Origin of the sequence: Streptomyces sp. NPDC086989, assembly GCF_044745505.1 — a bacterium.
Taxonomy (GTDB): domain Bacteria; phylum Actinomycetota; class Actinomycetes; order Streptomycetales; family Streptomycetaceae; genus Streptomyces.
On sequence record NZ_JBIVAL010000013.1, the window covers coordinates 1 to 17,087 of the forward strand.

At 72.8% G+C, this 17,087-nt stretch carries 16 protein-coding genes; 11 read left to right on the forward strand and 5 right to left on the reverse strand.

Annotation, left to right across the window (positions count from 1 at the left end; all coding sequences use genetic code 11):
* The first annotated feature begins 118 nt into the window (after nucleotides 1-118).
* From ACIPK4_RS28295 to ACIPK4_RS28330, 8 genes are all read left to right on the forward strand, one after another.
* The gene (locus tag ACIPK4_RS28295; RefSeq protein ID WP_402317481.1) at nucleotides 119-1,495 is read left to right on the forward strand and encodes an ATP-grasp domain-containing protein; all 1,377 of its coding nucleotides are present in this window, start codon (nucleotides 119-121) and stop codon (nucleotides 1,493-1,495) included.
* 65 nt (nucleotides 1,496-1,560) lie between these two features.
* Complete coding sequence (locus tag ACIPK4_RS28300) at nucleotides 1,561-2,775, forward strand: acyl-CoA dehydrogenase family protein (RefSeq protein ID WP_402317483.1); 1,215 nt, start codon at nucleotides 1,561-1,563, stop codon at nucleotides 2,773-2,775.
* 21 nt (nucleotides 2,776-2,796) lie between these two features.
* The gene (locus ACIPK4_RS28305) at nucleotides 2,797-4,008 is read left to right on the forward strand and encodes an acyl-CoA dehydrogenase family protein (RefSeq protein WP_402317485.1); all 1,212 of its coding nucleotides are present in this window, start codon (nucleotides 2,797-2,799) and stop codon (nucleotides 4,006-4,008) included.
* Between the two features lie 16 nt (nucleotides 4,009-4,024).
* On the forward strand, nucleotides 4,025-5,746 hold the full coding sequence (tsrT, locus tag ACIPK4_RS28310; protein WP_402317488.1) for a tryptophan 2-C-methyltransferase: 1,722 nt from the start codon (nucleotides 4,025-4,027) through the stop codon (nucleotides 5,744-5,746).
* Nucleotides 5,747-5,897: 151 nt separating this feature from the next.
* Nucleotides 5,898-6,662, forward strand: coding sequence for a response regulator (locus ACIPK4_RS28315; RefSeq protein WP_402317491.1), 765 nt, complete (start codon nucleotides 5,898-5,900; stop codon nucleotides 6,660-6,662).
* Nucleotides 6,663-6,849: 187 nt separating this feature from the next.
* Complete coding sequence (locus ACIPK4_RS28320; RefSeq protein ID WP_402317494.1) at nucleotides 6,850-7,272, forward strand: cupin domain-containing protein; 423 nt, start codon at nucleotides 6,850-6,852, stop codon at nucleotides 7,270-7,272.
* Entirely contained in the window at nucleotides 7,269-7,592 is a 324-nt protein-coding gene (locus ACIPK4_RS28325) for a hypothetical protein (protein WP_376199821.1), read from the forward strand. Before ACIPK4_RS28320 ends, ACIPK4_RS28325 begins: the two co-directional genes overlap by 4 nt.
* The gene (locus ACIPK4_RS28330; RefSeq protein WP_402317497.1) at nucleotides 7,589-8,974 is read left to right on the forward strand and encodes an FAD-binding oxidoreductase; all 1,386 of its coding nucleotides are present in this window, start codon (nucleotides 7,589-7,591) and stop codon (nucleotides 8,972-8,974) included. Before ACIPK4_RS28325 ends, ACIPK4_RS28330 begins: the two co-directional genes overlap by 4 nt.
* 101 nt (nucleotides 8,975-9,075) lie before the next feature.
* Here ACIPK4_RS28330 and ACIPK4_RS28335 read toward each other — a convergent pair whose 3' ends face one another.
* Together ACIPK4_RS28335 and ACIPK4_RS28340 are read right to left on the reverse strand one after the other, a co-directional pair.
* Nucleotides 9,076-9,915: an RNA polymerase sigma factor SigF gene (locus ACIPK4_RS28335; protein WP_402317500.1), complete on the reverse strand. Its 840-nt coding sequence runs from the start codon at nucleotides 9,913-9,915 to the stop codon at nucleotides 9,076-9,078.
* A gap of 128 nt (nucleotides 9,916-10,043) precedes the next feature.
* A complete protein-coding gene (locus ACIPK4_RS28340) occupies nucleotides 10,044-11,078 on the reverse strand; it encodes an AI-2E family transporter (protein WP_402317503.1) in 1,035 nt (344 codons plus the stop codon).
* 486 nt (nucleotides 11,079-11,564) lie between these two features.
* Here ACIPK4_RS28340 and ACIPK4_RS28345 point away from each other — a divergent pair, with 486 nt between their 5' ends.
* Both ACIPK4_RS28345 and ACIPK4_RS28350 read left to right on the forward strand, forming a co-directional pair.
* Nucleotides 11,565-12,665: a glutamate--cysteine ligase gene (locus ACIPK4_RS28345; RefSeq protein WP_402318029.1), complete on the forward strand. Its 1,101-nt coding sequence runs from the start codon at nucleotides 11,565-11,567 to the stop codon at nucleotides 12,663-12,665.
* Nucleotides 12,666-12,794: 129 nt separating this feature from the next.
* Nucleotides 12,795-13,547 carry a VOC family protein gene (locus ACIPK4_RS28350; protein WP_402318031.1) on the forward strand — a complete coding sequence of 251 codons (753 nt, stop codon included), beginning with the start codon at nucleotides 12,795-12,797 and terminating at the stop codon, nucleotides 13,545-13,547.
* A gap of 9 nt (nucleotides 13,548-13,556) precedes the next feature.
* On the opposite strand, the gene ACIPK4_RS28355 is transcribed toward ACIPK4_RS28350, so the two are convergent.
* On the reverse strand, nucleotides 13,557-14,288 hold the full coding sequence (locus tag ACIPK4_RS28355) for an SDR family NAD(P)-dependent oxidoreductase (RefSeq protein WP_054227793.1): 732 nt from the start codon (nucleotides 14,286-14,288) through the stop codon (nucleotides 13,557-13,559).
* A 115-nt stretch (nucleotides 14,289-14,403) separates the two neighbouring features.
* On the opposite strand from ACIPK4_RS28355, the gene ACIPK4_RS28360 reads away from it, so the two are divergent.
* Nucleotides 14,404-15,381 carry a tellurite resistance/C4-dicarboxylate transporter family protein gene (locus tag ACIPK4_RS28360; RefSeq protein WP_402317507.1) on the forward strand — a complete coding sequence of 326 codons (978 nt, stop codon included), beginning with the start codon at nucleotides 14,404-14,406 and terminating at the stop codon, nucleotides 15,379-15,381.
* 162 nt (nucleotides 15,382-15,543) lie between these two features.
* Here the strand turns inward: ACIPK4_RS28360 and ACIPK4_RS28365 are convergent, their stop codons facing one another.
* Together ACIPK4_RS28365 and ACIPK4_RS28370 are read right to left on the reverse strand one after the other, a co-directional pair.
* Complete coding sequence (locus tag ACIPK4_RS28365) at nucleotides 15,544-16,263, reverse strand: YoaK family protein (protein ID WP_402317510.1); 720 nt, start codon at nucleotides 16,261-16,263, stop codon at nucleotides 15,544-15,546.
* Complete coding sequence (locus tag ACIPK4_RS28370; RefSeq protein WP_402317513.1) at nucleotides 16,260-17,006, reverse strand: response regulator; 747 nt, start codon at nucleotides 17,004-17,006, stop codon at nucleotides 16,260-16,262. Before ACIPK4_RS28370 ends, ACIPK4_RS28365 begins: the two co-directional genes overlap by 4 nt.
* Between the last annotated feature and the right edge of the window lie 81 nt (nucleotides 17,007-17,087).

Here is a 17,087-nt window from a genome sequence, read left to right on the forward strand (position 1 = left end):
GCGTCAACGAGGAGACCCACGGCATCGCCGACTCCCTCATCAGCGTCCTCGCGAACCGCTCCCACGACATCCTCACCGACCTGCTCGCCCGCCACACGGCCGGCGCCGGGAGGCCGTGATGACCCACGACACGACGACCCACGACACGACGACGCACGCCACGACGACGCACGCCGCGACCACGACCCACGCCACGACGGCCACCGGCAGGGGAGCCCTGCTGGTCATCGGCAGCGGGCTGAAGGTGTACCGCGAGTACCTCGTCGCGCCGATCCGCCGCCGCGCCCGGGCCGCAGGCCTGGACATGGTGCTGCTCAACAACCTCAAGCCCACCTGGCAGCACGACTACTTCGACGAGATCGTCGTCGCCAACGTCTTCGACTCCGGGGCGATGGGCGCGGCGGCGCGCGAGGTCGCCGCCCGCCGCCGCATCGTCGGCCTGATGTGCTGGGACGAGCCGCTGGTCCTGGACGCGGGCCTGCTCGCCGCCGAGTTCGGCGTGCCCGGCCTGTCCGTTCCCGGCGTACGCGGCTGCCGTGACAAGGAGCTCACCCGGGCCGAGCTCACCGCGGCGGGGCTGTACCAGCCGGGGTTCGAACTGACCACGACCGTGGAGCAGGCCAGGGCTGCGGCCGCACGGATCGGCTACCCCGTCGTGATCAAACCGCGGGCGATGGGCGCGAGCATCGGCGTCGTCTACGCGGCCGACGAGGCGGAGCTGGACGCCGCCTTCCGGATCGCCCTGTCCGCGAGCGAGGTCGACCCGGGTCCCTACCGGGCGAGCGCCATCGTCGAGGCCTACGCACCCGGGCCGGAGATCAGCGTCGACGGCGCCGTGCACAAGGGGGAGTACCTCCCCATGTTCGTGGCCCGCAAGCACAGCAGCGACCAGCCGTACTTCGAGGAGGTGGGGCACCTCGTCGACGCGGCCGACCCGCTGACGGCCGACCCCGACCTGATGCGCACCCTGGCCCGGGCGCACCGGGTGCTCGGCATCGAGGACGGCATCACCCACAGCGAGGTCAGGCTGACCGGACACGGACCGCTGATCATCGAGATCAACGGCCGGCTCGGCGGAGACCTGATCCCGTTCCTCGGCCGGACCGCCACCGGCATCGAGCCGGGCGAGGTCCTGTTCGACGTGGCCACCGGGCAGCGCCCGGACGTCCGGCCGACCCGGCGGGCCGCCGCCGGCATCCGGTTCGGCTACCCGGAGCGGGACTGCCTGCTGCGCTCGGTCACCGTGCCGGCCGAGGCGCCCGGTCTGGTCGCCGCCGCCCCGATGGCCGAGCCCGGTACCACCCTGCGGCTGCCCCCGGGCGGCTACCTGGCACGCCACTCCTTCGTGGTGTGCGAGGCCGACGACGCACGGACCTGCCTGGAGCGGCTCGACGGGGCGGCCGCGCTCGTCGAGCTGGACGCCGAACCGGTCGGCCCGCCGGACCCGGACGCGCCGTTCGCGATGCCGGCCGGCCTGCTCGACGTCGACGCATGACCACCACACCGGCCGACGTGACCACACACCTGCACGCAGCACACCATCACCCGAGGGGGAAACGCATGAGCACGACCCGGAACCCGGGCACCGAAGCACCCGCGACCGCGGCGGAGATCCTGGAGCGGGCCAGGGCACTGGCCCCGCAGCTGCGGGAGCGGTCGGCGGAGATCGAACATGCCCGGCAACTCCCGGCGGACGTGGTGGACATGCTGCGCGGCACCGGAGTGTTCCGGATGTGCTTCGGGCCCGAGTGGGGCGGCCCCGAACTGACGTCGACGCAGCAGGCCGAGGTCGTGGAGGCGCTGGCCTACGGCGACGCCTCGGCCGGCTGGTGCGCGGCGATCGGCGCGATGACCGGGGCGATCAGCAACTTCCTGGACCCCGCCGTGGTCAAGGAGGTGTTCCCGAGCCTGGACATGATCACCGCCGGGCTGATCGCGCCGGCCGGGCACGCCGAGCGGGTCCCCGGCGGCTTCCGGCTGAGCGGCCGGTGGTCCTTCGGCAGCGGGATCACCCATGCCGACTGGGTGACGTCGGGGGCGTTCATCTACCAGGACGGCAAGCCGTGGGCGAGTCCGGACGGCAGCAACGCGCACGCGTCGCGCCAGTTCCTGGTGCCGGCCCACGAGGTCGAGGTCGTCGGGAACTGGGACACCACCGGCCTGTGCGGCAGCGGGAGCAGTGACTACACGATCACCGACGTGTTCGTGCCCGAGGAACACACCTACACCTTCTACAAGGTGCGGGGCCGCACGGACACCCCCATCGCCCAGCCCGACTCCTTCATGCGCAGCCTGTGCGCCGTGCCGCTCGGGGTGGCGCGCGCCGCGCTGGACCACGTCCGGGAGACCGCGCTCACCCGGGTGGACAAGATGACCAACACGCCGTGGGCGGACCTCTTCCGGGTCCAGGTCACCCTCGCCGAGTGCGAGGCGGAGTACAACGCCGCCCGCAGCGGCGTCCACAGCAGCTCGCAGCGGCACTGGGACGTCCTGGCGCAGGGCGGCACCCTGGACGACCTCACCGCCACCGAGCGGGCCGCGTCCTCGCTCGCCTGGGTGCACGCCTTCCGGAGCTCGCGGTCGATCGTGAACCGGCTCTACGACCTGCTCCAGGCCTGGTCGATCAACCGGTCCTCGCCGATGGACCGCTGGATGCGCGACACCGCGACCATGTGCCAGCACGTCGCCGCCTCCGACCTGATCCTCGAATCCGGCGGCGCCTACCTGCTGGGCCGGCCGCCCAAGTTCCGGATGAGCCTCGGCATCGTCAAGTAGGACCGGATGAAAGGCGATCACATGACCATGACCGGGAATCCGGAGGCCGCGGTGCCCGCCACCGCGGCGGAACTCCTCGCCCGTGCGAGGGAACTGGCGCCGCTGCTGCGTGAGCGGTCCGCGGAGATCGAGGAGGCGCGGCGACTGCCGGCCGACGTGGTGGACACGCTGCGCGACGCCGGCGTGTTCCGGATGGCCTTCGGCCGCGAGCTGGGCGGCCTGGCTCTCACCACCATGGAGCAGACCCGGGTCGTCGAGACGCTGGCGCACGGGGACGCCTCCGCGGCCTGGTGCGTGGTGATGGGTGCGAGCGGCGGCATCTTCAGCGCCTTCCTCGACGAGCGGGTGGCCAAGGAGATCTTCCCGACCCCGGACACGATCACGGCCGGGCTGCTGCAGCCGACGGGTCACGCCGAGCGGGTCCCCGGCGGCTTCCGGCTCTCCGGCCGGTGGTCGTTCGGCAGCGGGATCACCCACTGCGACTGGGTGACGTCGGGTGCCTTCGTCTACCAGGACGGCAAGCCGTACGCGAGCCCGGACGGCAGCAACCCGCACGAGTCGCGGCAGTTCCTGGTGCCCCGGGCGCGGGTGGAGGTCATCGACAACTGGCACACCCTGGGAATGCGCGGCACCGGCAGTTGCGACTACACGATGGCCGACGTCTTCGTCCCCGAGGAGCACACGTACACCTTCGGCAAGGTACGGGGCCGGCCCGGCCCCCTCGCCCAGCCGGACGCGTTCACGCGCAGCATGTGCGGCGTGGCGCTCGGCGTGGCGCGGGCCGCCCTGGACCACGCGCGGGAGATCGCCCGGACCCGGGTCGACCGGATGACCGGCGTGGCGTGGAAGGACCACTTCCGTACCCAGGTCACGCTCGCGGAATGCGAGGCGGACTTCCTCGCGACCCGCAGCGGGGTGTACGGGAGCCAGCAGCGCCAGTGGGAGGTGCTGGCCGCCGGGGGCACCCTGGACGACCTCGCTCCCGAGGAGCGCGCCGCGTCGCCGATCGCCTGGGTGCACGCCTTCCGCACCGCGCGGTCGATTGTCATGCGGCTCTTCGACCTGCTCCAGACCTGGTCCATCCACCAGTCGTCGCCGATGGACCGCTGGATGCGCGACACCACCACCATGTGCCAGCACGCCACCGCCCAGGACCGCATCCTCCAGTCCGCCGGCGCGTACCTCCTCGGCTCGAAGCCCGAATTCGGCATCTGCCTCGGCATCGTCAAGTAAAGGAAGGAGACAACCGATGGGCAGAGGCCTTGTGTTATTGGTCAACCCCAACAAGGTGCACCCGCCGATCGCGCCCTATGCGCTCGACGTGCTGACCACCTCGTTGGAGGCCGCCGACTTCGAGGTCGAGGTGGTCGACCTCACGTTTCACCGGGAGGACTGGAAGTCGTACCTCTGCGAGTATTTCGGGGACCGCAGCCCCCTGCTCGTGGGCGTCACCATCCGCAACACCGACACGGTCTACGCATTCGAGCAGCGCCCCTTCATCGGGGAGCACAAGGAGATCATCACCGAGATACGGCGGCTGACCGACGCCCCGATCGTCGGCGGCGGCATCGGCTTCTCCTCGATGCCCTTCGCACTGGTCGACTACTTCGGCATCGACTTCGGGGTGAAGGGGCCCGGGGAGCAGATCATCTGCGACCTCGCCGACGCACTGGCCACCGGACGCGACACGGGCACGGTCTCCGGCCTCCTGCGCAACACCGAGGACGGCGTCACCCGCGTACCGCCTCCGGCGCTCACCCTGGCCTCCCGTTCCACGGCCCCCGTGCGGTCCGCCGGGCAGTTCGAGGACCGCGTGTGGCAGGTCGACCGTGCGGGGACGTACCTGAGACGCTCCGGTTCGCCCCGCAAGGTGGACAACCTGCTGTACTACCAGCGCGGCGGGCTGGCCGGCATCCTCACCAAGAACGGCTGCACCTACCGCTGTTCGCACTGCGTCGAGCCGGACGCGAAGGGGACCCGGACCGGGCGGCGTGACGTCGCCGCCGTGGTCGACGAGATGCAGTCCCTCGCCGCACAGGGAATCCTCGACCAGCACACCACCGACTCCGAGTTCAACCTGGCGATCTCGCACGCGAAGGCGCTGCTGCGCGAGATCGTCCGGCGCAAACACGCCGACCCCGGCAACCCGCTGAACCAGCTGCGGCTGTGGGTCTACTGCCAGCCGTCGCCGTTCGACGAGGAGTTCGCCGAACTGCTCGCGGCCGCCGGCTGCCGCGGGGTGAACGTCGGGTCCGACCACGTCCGCGCGGACATGCTGCAAGGCTGGAAGGTCACCGGGAAGGGCACCACGTACTACTCCTTCGCCGACACCGAGAAGCTGGTCCGGCTGTGCCACGCCAACGGCATGATGACCATGGTCGAGGCGCTGTTCGGGATGCCGGGGGAGACGCACCGGTCCATGCGGGAATGCGTCGAGGCGTTCATGGCCCTCGACGCCACCGTGACCGGCTTCTCCCTGGGGCTGCGGCTCTTCCCGCACACCCCGCTCGGCATGGCGATGGCCGAGCGGTGCGACGGGGTGCGCACGGTTCCCGGACTGCAGTCGAACACGGCCACCGGACCGATCGTGCTGAAGCCGCTGGCGAAGTGCTCGGGTCCCGTCGAGTACGAGCGGCAGTTCATGTTCGACGAGTCGGGCAACTTCCGCCTCGTCTGCTACTTTTCACCGGATCTCCTGGAGGACGCCGAAACGGTCAACGACCCCTCCGGACGGTGGAGCCGGTCCGTGGAGCTGCTGTGGGAGCTCGTCGACCCCTCCGACCACCACCGGGTCATGCTGCCGACGCTCGCAGGATCCAGTGAGCACGACAACAACTACGCGGACAATCCGTTCCTGACCAGTCTCAGCGGACTCGGGTACACCGGAGCATTCTGGGCGCATTGGCGGGACCGGGAAGCAATTCTGCGTCAAGCACAAGAGGTAGGAGTGGCAGACTCCGCCGAAAACTGACGTGGCCGGATGTGAATGTCGTTGCCGACATGATTATCGCGCCGCGCAGATATCCCCCCGACCGTTGCGGTAGGACTGGCCTCTGCACCATTCTGGTAACGGCCGGTCGACGTGCGCCGCCGTAAAGGATCGAGTCGGGGGGAAGGTAGAAATGCATCAGACAGCAGACACCAAGGGGTTGCTCTGGCCGCTCTCGTCACACGGTGAGGCGCACCGGGAGTTCGCCGGGCGGCCGGACGGTGATCTCGCGGTCGTCGCCAGACCGCCCGCCACCGTCACCGTCGTGCTCGCCGACGCCCAGCCCGCGATCCGCCACGGCGTCCGTTCCGTCCTGGAGCGCTCCGGAGGGGTGCGCGTCGTCGGCGAGGCCGCGACGGCGGACGAGGTGATCGCGGAGACCTCCCGCTGCCGGCCGGACGTCCTCGTGGTCGACCCGCTCATGGACGAACGCGCCGGAACGCGGGTGATATCCGAGGTGCTGGGATTATGGCCGGAGACGGGCATCCTCGTCTTCAGCTCGGTCGACGACGACCGGGTCATCACGGCCGCCCTCCAGGCCGGTGCGCGCGGCTATCTCTTCAAACGGGCCGACGCGGACCAGATCCTGCGCGGCATCCAGGCCGTCGCGGCCGGTGAGGGCATCGTCGACAAATCGATCGCCAACCGGCTCGGGGCCCTGATGGGACCGGCGCCGGCGGGGCCGTACTCCTACCCCTTCCCGCAGCTGACCAACCGGGAGCGGGAGGTCCTGGAGCGCATTGCCGCCGGCAAGTCGAATGCGGCCATCGCCCGGGAACTCGTGCTCGCATCGAAGACCATCAGCAACCGCGTCTCCGCGATATTCGGAAAACTCGGCGTGGCCGATCGCTCCCAGGCCATCGTTCTCGCCCGGGACGCGGGTCTCGGGCACGGCTGATCCCGCCGATGTGCCCGCCCGCACTCCGGCGCGGCAGATTCCCTTTCGACAGGGGAACAATTCCCCTGTCAAAAGGGAATCCCCCGCTTCTAGCCTGATCGACGTCGCCCTTCGCCGGAGTTCCCGAATACCGGAACGCCTGAACGCCCGAATACCGGAACACCGAGACGTCGATCGGAGCGGAACGTTGACCGACCAGGAACAGCCCGACGTGGACATGCGCACAGCGGAGCCGGACCACCTGCTCCGGGAACACGGCCTGGACCTCAAGCTGCTGCATCCGTGGCCCGGGCTCGAAACGCCGTTCCGCGGCGCGTGGTGCGTCCTGCGCCCCGGCGACGTGACGGAGGCCCACGCCCACCACGAACGCGAGATGTTCATCGCCATGGCCGGCCGCGCCGAAGTGGTCTGCAACGGCCGCCGCCGGCAGCTCGCGGCGGGGGACATCGCCCTGATGAAGGGCGGGGTCGAGCACCACATCGTCAACGAGCACGACGAGGACTTCTCCTACTACGCCATCTGGTGGGGCCGGAGCATGGCGGCCGAGTTCCTCGCCGGGCGGCCCTCGCACGACGCCGGCGACGACGCGGCCGAGGGCGAGGCCTCGTGATCAACTACGACGGCCGCAGGTTCCGCAAACCGCAGGGCGACCTCCGTACCGTCGCCGTCTACCACCAACAGGGCGACCTGGTCTGGGGCGAGGTCCTCGGCGGCGAGGTGCGGCGCGGCTGGACCGTCGGCACCTGTACGCCCGACGGAACCCTCTCCATGGGCTACACCCTCGTCTTCGCGACCGGCGAGGTGGTCTGCGGGCGCACCGTCAACACCCCCGAAGTCGTGGAGGACGGCCGTCTGCGGCTGCGCGAGGTCTGGGAGCGCTACGGCCCGCACGCCGCGACGGGGATCTCCTACATCGAGGAGGTCCGGTGAACCGCGCGTCCGAGGCGGACTGGGAGCGCCTCGCGAAGACGGTGACGGGCCGCGTCCTGCGGCCCGGCGACGCCGGCTTCCGCGCCTCCAGCGCCCCCTTCAACACCCGCTTCGCCTCCGTCACCCCGGCGGGCGTGCTGTCCGTGGCCGACCACGCCGACGTGGCGCACGCCCTGGCCTGGGCCCGGGACACGGGCGTCGGCCTCGTCGCACGCAGCGGCGGCCACAGTTACGCGGGCCACTCCGTCAACACCGGCCTCGTCATCGACCTCCGCGCCCTCGACACCGTCTCCGCGGACGGCTCCACCGGCCTCGTCACTGCCGCCGGCGGGGCCCGCACCGCCGACGTCTACGCCGCCCTCCAACCCCACGAGATGGCGTTCGCGCTGGGCAACGGCGCCTCGGTCGGCCTCGCCGGCCTCACCCTCGGCGGCGGCTCGGCCGCCACCTCGCGCACCCTCGGACTGACCGCGGACGCCCTCGTGAGCACCACCCTCATGACCGCCGACGGACAGGTGCTGACCTGCGACGACCGGCAGAACCCGGACCTGTACTGGGCCTGCCGCGGCGGCGGGGGCGGCAACTTCGGCATCAACCTGTCCTTCACCTTCCAGGCCCGCCCGGTCGCGGACGTCTCCACCTGCCTGCTGCTGTGGGACGGGGCGGACGCCCCCGCGGCCCTCGCGGCCTTCGCGGCGGTGCAGGAGGCCGCAGGGCACGCCCCCGACGCGTTCTCGGTCCGCCTCGGCGTCAGCACCGCCGCCGGCCGCGACCCCGTGGTCTCCGCCGTCGGACTGCACCTCGGCCCGGAGAACGAGCTGCGCGAACTCCTCGCCCCGGTCCTCGCCGCCGCCCCGCCCGTGCGCGCGGACATCGCCGCCCGCACCTTCTGGGAGGCCAAGGACTACCTGCTGCACGAAACCTCCGCCGGGGCGTTCGCCGCACGGACGAACTTCGCCTGCGCCCCGCTGCCCGACGAGGCCGTCGCCGCCGTGCTGGCCCGGCTCGCCGACTGGCCCGGCAGCGGGAACCCGGACGGCTGCGGCCTGGCCCTGTACACCTGGGGCGGCGCGATCAACCGGGTGGCACCGGACGCCACCGCGTTCGTCCACCGCGACGCACGGTTCCTGGTCAGCATGGACACCTCCTGGGCCGAGCACGACGCCCCGGCCGCCGTGGAGGCGGGCCTGCGCTGGCTGGCGGGCCTCCGGGAGGCGCTCGCACCGTACGTGGGGCAGGGCGCGTACCAGAACTTCATCGACCCGGACCTGCCCGACTGGCGCACCGCGTACTACGGCGCCAACTATCCACGGCTCGTCGAGATCAAGGAGCGCGTGGACCCGGACCGCGTCTTCACCTTCGGCCAGGCGATCGGTTCATAGGCGCCCGGACCGGCCCCACGCCGGCGGCGGGAGCCCCGAGCACCCCCGTCGCCGGTGCACGCCGGACCCGCGGACGTCCCGGGGAGCGCGCGCAGCGCGGGTCACGGCTCCGGCTGCGGGTCCTCCAGCAGGCTCGCCCGCAGGGTGGTCAGCGTCCGGCTGAGCAGCCGCGAGACGTGCATCTGCGACAGCCCCAGCCGCTCCCCGATCTCCGACTGCGTCAGCCCGTCGCCGAAGCGCAGCGAGAGCAGGGTGCGCTCGCGGGCGGGCAGTCCGGCCAGGATCGGCTTGAGGGACTCCAGACAGTCGATGGTGTCGTACGCCGTCTCCTCCTCGCCGAGCGAGGGCCGGTCGGCGTAGGGGTGCCGCTCGCCCTCCTCCTGCGCGGGGGCGTCCAGGGAACGCGCGGAATAGGCGTGTGCCGCCTTCTGCCCCTCGGCGAGCTCCTCGTGGGTGACGTTCAGGTGCCCGGCCAGCTCGGCGTCCGTGGGCTCGCGGCCGAGGTCCTGCTCCAGCGCGTCGTGCGCCTTGGCGGCGTCGATCCGCAGCTCCTGGAGCCGTCTGGGCACCTTCACGGCCCAGCTGGTGTCCCGGAAGAACCGCTTGATCTCGCCGACGATGGTGGGCATCGCGAAGGTGGTGAACTCCACCCCGCGTTCCGGGTCGAACCGGTTGATCGCCTTGATCAGGCCGATCGTGCCGACCTGGACGATGTCCTCCATCGGCTCGCTGCGGCCGCGGAACCGGCGGGCGGCGTACTTCACCAGGCTCAGGTTGAGCTCGACGAGGGTGTTGCGGACGTACGAGTAGTCCGCGCTGCCCTCGTCGAGGGCCCGGAGCCGGTGGAACAGCGCCCCCGACAGGGCTCGGGCCTCGCCGGTGCTCACGCTCAGCGTGTCCCGCGGAATGCTTCCGATGATGTCTGCATGCGGCAACGGCATCTGGTTTCCTGCTCCTCCGACGGGGGGTCGCGCCGCAGACCTACTGCGGTGCGGCCGTCTCGTGAGCTGTCCACAGCGATATACCCCCTTCCGGGCCACATGAAGCGACCCATCGGTGCAATCGCAGTTCAGGGCCCTGCCTGCGGTGACCGCAGGGCTTGCCTGACCGCCCAGACGACCGACACCAGCGGCACGGCGACCACCGCGCCCAGCACGCCCGCGGCGATCGCCCCCGCGACCACCGACAGGGCCACGACCACCGGGTGCAGCCGAACCGCCCAGCTCATCACCAGCGGATGCAGCAGATGCCCCTCGATCTGTCCGATGATCACGATCAGGACGACCACGAGCGCGGCGATCAGCGGCCCCTTGGCGGCCAGCGCCACGATCACGGCCACCGCGAGCGCGACCGGGGAGCCGATCAGCGGGACGAACGCGGCGAAGAACTCCAGCAGCGCGAGCGGCACCGCCAGCGGGACGCCCAGGGCGAACAGCGCGACCCCCACCAGGACGGCGTTCGTCGCCGCGACGAGAACGATGCCGTGCGTGTACCCGGTGAACGTCCGCCACGCGGCCCGGCCGCCGACCGAGACCCGCTGCTGGACGCCCTGCGGCAGCTGGGAGCAGATCCAGCGCCAGTGCCGATCACCCGAATGGATGAAGAACACCGAGCAGAACAGCGACAGCGCCACCACGGTCAGGGCCTCCACCAACCGCCCGGCGCCGCTCACTGCGGTGCTGAGCAGGCTCGACCGATGGCTGGAGAGGTACGAGCCGATCCGGTCCCGTACGTCCTCCAGGGCATGCGGGCTCAGCCGCAGCGGCGGCCGCTCCAGCAGCGGTTCGAGCCGCCCCAGCCCCGCGCGGAACTCCACCACCAGCGAGTTCCACTCCGCGGCCACCGTCTCCCCGACGAACGCGAGCGCACCTAGCGCCAGCACGATGCTGCCGAGGAGCGCGCAGGCCACGGCGACGGAACGGGGCACCCACCGGGCCAGGAGATCGGCCACCGGGCGCAGCAGCGCCGTCGCGACGAGTCCGAGGAACACGGCCACACCGACCTCGTGGAACCGCCCCAGCACCATGAACACCGTGTAGACGACCGCACCGACCACCAGCAGCCGCCAGCAGTACTCCGCGGCCGTGCGCAGCAGGGGCGACACGGAGGACGCCCACGGCCTGTCGACGGGCCTCCCGCCCACATGGCGGCCGCGGGCCCGGGCGCGCCGGCCGGCCACCCGCCCGGCCGGTCCCCCCGTACCTGCCCCGGCCGGGCGGGACCTCCGGCCTGCGGATCGCCTGGTCATGTACCGCCTCTGCCGGTGGCCCGATGGGTGCATTTCCCTGTGAACTGCCACGCTGGACCGGGAACCCCACGCACGGGGAGCCGGATTCGCCCGAAGGAACCGCCGAATGCCCGCGCTCCCGGCTGTCGGACCGCCGCCTGCATGGGGCGGTCCGGGCCGGGCAGGAGCAGGACCGGCGGGACCGCGGACGGATCCGCCGCCGTTTGCCGGGGGCCCTGAGAACCCGAGGAGGTGAACCTGGTGCGCATCGTCCTTCCGACCGCGTCCGAGGACACCCGGGGAACCGCGACGGCCGCGACCGCGGCGGCGGCCTCAGCGAGCGAGGCAGGAGTCCGGCGCGACATGATCACGATCGGCGTCGAGGAAGAGTACGTCCTGCTGGATCCCGTCACCCATCTGCCCGTGTCCAGGGCGGAAGAGGTACGGGCCGCGGCCGGCCTCGGGCCGTGGGTCGACGACGGCGAGGTGCAGAACGAACTCCTCCAGGCCCAGATCGAGGTCGCCACGCCCGTCTGCACCCGGCTGGACGAGGTCGCCGGACACCTGCTGCGGCTGCGGCACGCCGTCGGCTCCGCGGCCGAGTCGTACGGCTGCCGCCTCGGCACCTCCGCCACGGCGCCCCTGCGGGACGCGGAGCCCGTCCCGGTCACCCGCAAGCCGCGGTACATCAAGATGCGCGAGGAGGCCTGCCGCCTCGTCGACGAGCAGCTGATCAACGGCATGCACGTCCACGTGGCGGTGCCCGACCGGGAGACGGGCGTGGCGGCCCTCAACCGGCTGCGGGTCTGGCTGCCCACGCTGCTCGCGATGTCGGCGAACTCGCCCGTCTGGGACGGGTGCGACACCGGATTCGCGAGCTGGCGCACCATCGTCTTCGGCCGCTGGCCGGTCAGCGGCCCGCCGCCTTACTTCCGTACGCTCGCCGACTACGAGGAGCGCATCGAGGCGCTGCTGGAGGCGGGCGTGATCGCCGACCGGGCCCAGATCTACTGGCAGGCCAGGCTCTCCGAGCGCTACCCCACGCTGGAGGTGCGGTGCCTGGACGTGCAGCTGGACGCCGCCGACGCGGTGCTGCTCACCGGGATCGTCCGGGCGCTGGTCAGCACCGCCATCGCCGAGGAGAAGGCGGGCGTGCCCGCCCCGGAGTGTTCGACCGAGCTGCTGGGCGGCGCCATGTGGCACGCGGCCCGGCACGGCCTGGAGAGCACCCTCGTCGACCCGCAGGGCCACCAGCGCAGCGCCGGCGACGTGCTGTGGCTGCTGATGAAGCACATCACGCCCGCCCTGGAGGAGGCCGGGGACCAGCGCGAGGTGGGCTCCCTGCTCCACCGGCTCCTGCGGCGGGGAACTCCCGCGGACCGGCAGCGCAAGGTCCTCGCGGACGGGGGCATCGACGCCCTCGTCGACCTGATCACCGGGCAGGGCGCCCCGGCCGGCCGCTGACGGACCCGGCCGGCCCCGCCGACGTGCGGGGCGGCGGCCGGGACGCGAGGATGGCACGGACGACGGACGGAGCGAGCGGTGGAGATTTCTGCGAGGGAGGTCTTCGGTGCGCCGTGCTGGGTCAGCCTGATGACCCGGGACCTCCAGGGGACCCAGCAGTTCTACGGCGCCGTCCTCGGCTGGAAGTTCCGGCCCGCCCGGCTCGGCGAGGGCTGGACGGTCGCCGAACTGGAAGGCGTGCCCGTGGCCGGGATCGGGACCCTCACCTCGGACCTCCCGGTCGCCGCCGCGTGGACCCCGTACTTCGCCGTCGACGACGCCGACGTGGCCGCGGACCGGGTCCGCGAACGCAGCGGCACCGTCGCGGTCGGCCCGGTCTCCTTCCCCAACGGCGGCCGCGGCGCACTGGTCGCCGACCGCGACGGCGCGGTCTTCGGGATCTGGGCCGGCGGGGTGTCCGGTGACTGGCGGGTGGGCCACGGCCCGGCGCCCGCCTGGCTGGAGCTGCGCACACGGAACGCGTTCGATGCGGCGATCTTCTACGGCGAGGTGCTGGAGTGGGCCACCGGCCGCCCCGGGTGCTGCGAGGTCTCCTACGAGGACGACCAGGTCGTCCTGCGGCAGGCGGGTGAGCCCGTCGCCCGCCTGAACGGCGGGATCACCGAGGCCACGGCGCACGCGCCCGAGACCAGGCCCCGCTGGCACGTGTACTTCCGCGTCCCCGACCTCGACGAGGCCGTCGAGTCCGCCACCGGCGCGGGCGGCACCACGCTGTCGACCGTCATGTCCAGCACCACCGACCGCTGGGTCACCCTCCGTGACCCCGAAGGAGCGCTGTTCACCCTCACGGCGCCCCGCCCGGAGCCCGGGGCCCCGAGCTGAGACCGCCGGTCAGACCTGGGCGGCGCCGCCGTCCACGAACAGTTCGATGCCCGTGATGTAACTGCTCTCCTCCGACGCCAGGAACAGCGCCGCGGCGGCCACCTCCTCTGGGCGGCCGGTCCGCCCCATCGGCACCCCGGACGTGACCTCCTCCAGGATGGCGGCCGGCGCCCGCGACAGCGCGGGCGTGTCGATCGGCCCGGGACTGAGCGCGTTCACCCGGATCCCGCGCCCCGCGAGCTCCAGCGCCATGCTGCGCGCCATCGACCGTACGGCCGCCTTCGTGGCCCCGTACACACCGAACCGGGTCGACCCCGACGAGCCGGCCGTCGAACCGACCAGGATGACCGAACCGCCCGTCCCGAACAGCGGCAGCGCCCGCTGCACGGTGAAGAACGTCGCGCGGAAGTTCAGGTCCGAGACGATGTCGAACTGCTCCTCGGTGAACTCGGCGACGCCGCCCGCCCTCCCGCCGCCCGCATTGGTCACCAGGACGTCGATCGCCCTGCCCTCGGCCGCGACCGCGGCGTACAGCCGGTCGAGGTCCGCCGCCCGCGTGACATCACCCGGCACCCCCACCGCGCCGGACCCCAAATCCCGAACCGCGGAAGCGAGTTCGGCCTCGCGGCGCCCGGTCACGAACACCCGCGCACCCTCCCGCACGAACCGGTGCGCCGTCGCCAGCCCGATGCCGGCCGACCCGCCCGTGATCACCGCGACCTTGCCGTCCAGCTGTCCCATGAGCGCAGAGGGTCGGGCAGGGGCCCGGGGAAGTCAAGGCACGGGCGCCGTCCATCCGGGACCCGTGGTCCTGTGGGCCGGGTGGCCCACCGCGCTCGCGGGGCGCGGACGGACGATGTCCGCTGGCAGGGTGAAGGCGTTCTCCTTGCCCGGCCGCCCGTGGTGGTCCGGACTCCCTCCCGCCGCGGGCGCCGCGGCCATGGCCGCCGGCATCCTCTCCATCGGCATGCACCTGATCGGGCGCGAGGTGCTGTCCCTGGCCGCGCTCGTCGTCGCCACCGCGCTCTGGCTCGTCCTCGCCGCCGACTTCACCGTGCTGCTCGTGGCCGACCGGGGCCGCTTCCGTACCGAGGCCCACACCCCGCCCGCCCTGACCGGAGTCGCCGCCACGACGGTCCTCGGCACCCGGCTCTCCCTGCTCGGGCTGCAGGGCCTCGCCGCCGCCCTCCTCGCCCTGGCCGCGCTGCTGTGGCCCGGCCTGCTGCTCGCCGTCGTCCGGCACCGGCAACGGCGGATGCCCGGCGGCGTGTTCCTCGTCTGCGTGGCCACCCAGGGGCTCGCCGTCCTCGCCGCCACCCTGGCCGCCGCACTCCACCAGGACTGGCTCGCCCGAGCGGCCCTGGCCGCCCTCTGCCTCGGCCTGGTGCTGTACGCGCTGGCCCTCGGGCACTTCGACTTCCGCGAGGTGCTGCGGGGCGCCGGCGACCAGTGGGTGGCCGGCGGCGCACTGGCCATCACGGCACTGGCGGCATCGAAGCTCACCGCGTCCCCGGTATGGGCCGGTTCGGCACACACGGCGCTGCGCACGGCCACACTGGTGACGCTGGCGCTGTCCCTCGCCTGGTACGCGGTCCTGCTCGCCGCCGAGCTGCGCCAGTGGCGGCCGCACTACGACATGCGCCGCTGGGCGACCGTCTTTCCCCTCGGAATGACGGCCACCGCCTGCCTCTCGGCGGCCGCACCCACCGGAGTCGGGTGGCTGCGCCCGCTGGGCGCCGTCCTCCTCTGGATCGCCGCGGGCGCCTGGCTGCTGACCTTCACCGCCCTCCTCGTCACCCACCCGGCCCGGCCCCACCCGAAGGACACGGCCTGAGGGCTGTCCCGTAGTCCCCGGCGGATCGGCGCGCGGCGTCGGATGCGGTGCACCGCACGGCGGAGGGTCGTCCGCATACGGGGCGTATCCGGGGCGTCCCGACAACGCGGCGAGGTGCCGTAGCCGGCGTCGCGCCGCCCGCCGGGGATGACGGGACAGCCCTCAACCCGCCGCGCGGCCGCGGTGTCCGGGTGGGGCCAGGGCCGCCGCCAGGGCGATCCACAGGAGCAGGGCCACGGCCAGGGCCAGCGCCCAGCCGGATCCGTGGTGCAGCGTCAGCAGACCGCCCGCCAGGGCCCCGCAGAGCAGCACCGCCACCGACACGAGCCGCCGCAGCGCCGTACGGTCCCACGGCTCGGCGGCCAGCCCCGTCAGCGTCCGGGTGACCACGGTCGTCGTCAGGTCGGGCACGGCCAGCCGGAGCACCACGGCGTTCTGCAGGCCCATCCCGAGCGCGAGCAGCGCCACGACCGGCAGCGGCCCGGCCCCGCCCGCCGTCAGCGCGAGCGCCCCGCCCACCAGTCCGGCCTGCGCCGCCACCAGCGGAGCGAACATCCGCTGCGGCTCCCCGCCGCGGCGCAGCCGCCCGGCCAAGGCGCCGGCCAGGAAGGCGGCGACGGCCAGCAGCGAAGCCGCCGCCGACAGCGAGCGGTCCCCGGCGAGCGCGAAACCCAGGAAGACCACGTTGCCGGTCATGTTGGCGACGAAGACGTGGCCGAGGCCCAGGAAGCTCACCGCATCGACCACCCCGCTCACGAAGGTCAGCCCGACCAGCAGCGCCGGCAGCACCCCGTGCGGACCGCTCCCGCCCTGCGGCCCCGGCGGGAAGAGCAGCGCGGCCAGCGGCCGCAGGACGCCGCGCCGCGCCGGGACGCCCCTCACCCCCGCGGACCCCGCACCCCGGCGCCCGCGGTCCGGGCCAGCAGCGCGAGCTCCAGCCGGCTCGCGGCGCCCAGCTCGGCCAGCACCCGGCCGACCAGCGCCTTCACCGAGTCCTCGGGGCTGTGCAGCCGTTCGCCGATCTCCCGGTTCGACAGTCCCGCGGCGACCAGGCCCAGCACCTCGGCCTCCCGCGGCGGCAGGGCCTCACACCGCGCCCGCGCCTGCCGGCGCTGAGCATCGGTCGGCGTGCCCAGGGCGTCCAGAACCTGCCGCAGCACCTGCGGGGACAGCACGGCATCCCCGTCCCGCACGGCGCGCAGCGCGGCGAGCAGCTCGGCGCGCGGGGCGTTCTTGGGGAGGAACGCGTCCGCGCCGAGGACCAAGGCCCGTTCCACGTCCCGGTCGAGCCCGAAGCCGGTCGTGAGGACGATGCGGGTGCCCGCCCCGCCGTCCGCCCCCCACTCCGTCCCGGCGTCCCCCTCGGCATCCGCGGCCGCTTCCCCCTCGGGCCGTGGTGCGCGCAGCGCCGTCGTCGTCTCCACCCCGTCCATCCGCGGCATCCGGACGTCCAGCAGCAGGATGTCCGGCAGGTGCACGCGTACGGCCTCCACCGCCTCGTGCCCGTCGGCGGCCTCGGCGACGACGTGGAACTCCCCGGTCGACTCCACGGCCGTGCGCAGGGCCCTGCGGACGACGGGCTCGTCGTCGGCGATCACGACCCGCCCGACGTGTCCGAACTCCATGCGCCCACCCCGTTCCGAAAGGGACATCCGGCAGAAACCGTACCTGCCGCGACACCGGCATCGACCGAACGACCCGGAGTA

Excerpts from the sequence above, each read along its gene's own strand:
- ACIPK4_RS28360 (WP_402317507.1), top strand. The coding sequence starts at position 14,404 with ATGTCCGCTGGCAGGGTGAAGGCGTTCTCCTTGCCCGGCCGCCCGTGG.
- ACIPK4_RS28345 (WP_402318029.1), top strand. The coding sequence starts at position 11,565 with ATGATCACGATCGGCGTCGAGGAAGAGTACGTCCTGCTGGATCCCGTC.
- ACIPK4_RS28335 (WP_402317500.1), bottom strand. The coding sequence starts at position 9,915 with ATGCCGTTGCCGCATGCAGACATCATCGGAAGCATTCCGCGGGACACG.
- ACIPK4_RS28350 (WP_402318031.1), top strand. The coding sequence starts at position 12,795 with ATGACCCGGGACCTCCAGGGGACCCAGCAGTTCTACGGCGCCGTCCTC.
- ACIPK4_RS28305 (WP_402317485.1), top strand. The coding sequence starts at position 2,797 with ATGACCATGACCGGGAATCCGGAGGCCGCGGTGCCCGCCACCGCGGCG.
- ACIPK4_RS28295 (WP_402317481.1), top strand. The coding sequence starts at position 119 with ATGACCCACGACACGACGACCCACGACACGACGACGCACGCCACGACG.
- ACIPK4_RS28355 (WP_054227793.1), bottom strand. The coding sequence starts at position 14,288 with ATGGGACAGCTGGACGGCAAGGTCGCGGTGATCACGGGCGGGTCGGCC.
- ACIPK4_RS28370 (WP_402317513.1), bottom strand. The coding sequence starts at position 17,006 with ATGGAGTTCGGACACGTCGGGCGGGTCGTGATCGCCGACGACGAGCCC.
- ACIPK4_RS28300 (WP_402317483.1), top strand. The coding sequence starts at position 1,561 with ATGAGCACGACCCGGAACCCGGGCACCGAAGCACCCGCGACCGCGGCG.
- ACIPK4_RS28315 (WP_402317491.1), top strand. The coding sequence starts at position 5,898 with ATGCATCAGACAGCAGACACCAAGGGGTTGCTCTGGCCGCTCTCGTCA.
- tsrT (WP_402317488.1), top strand. The coding sequence starts at position 4,025 with ATGGGCAGAGGCCTTGTGTTATTGGTCAACCCCAACAAGGTGCACCCG.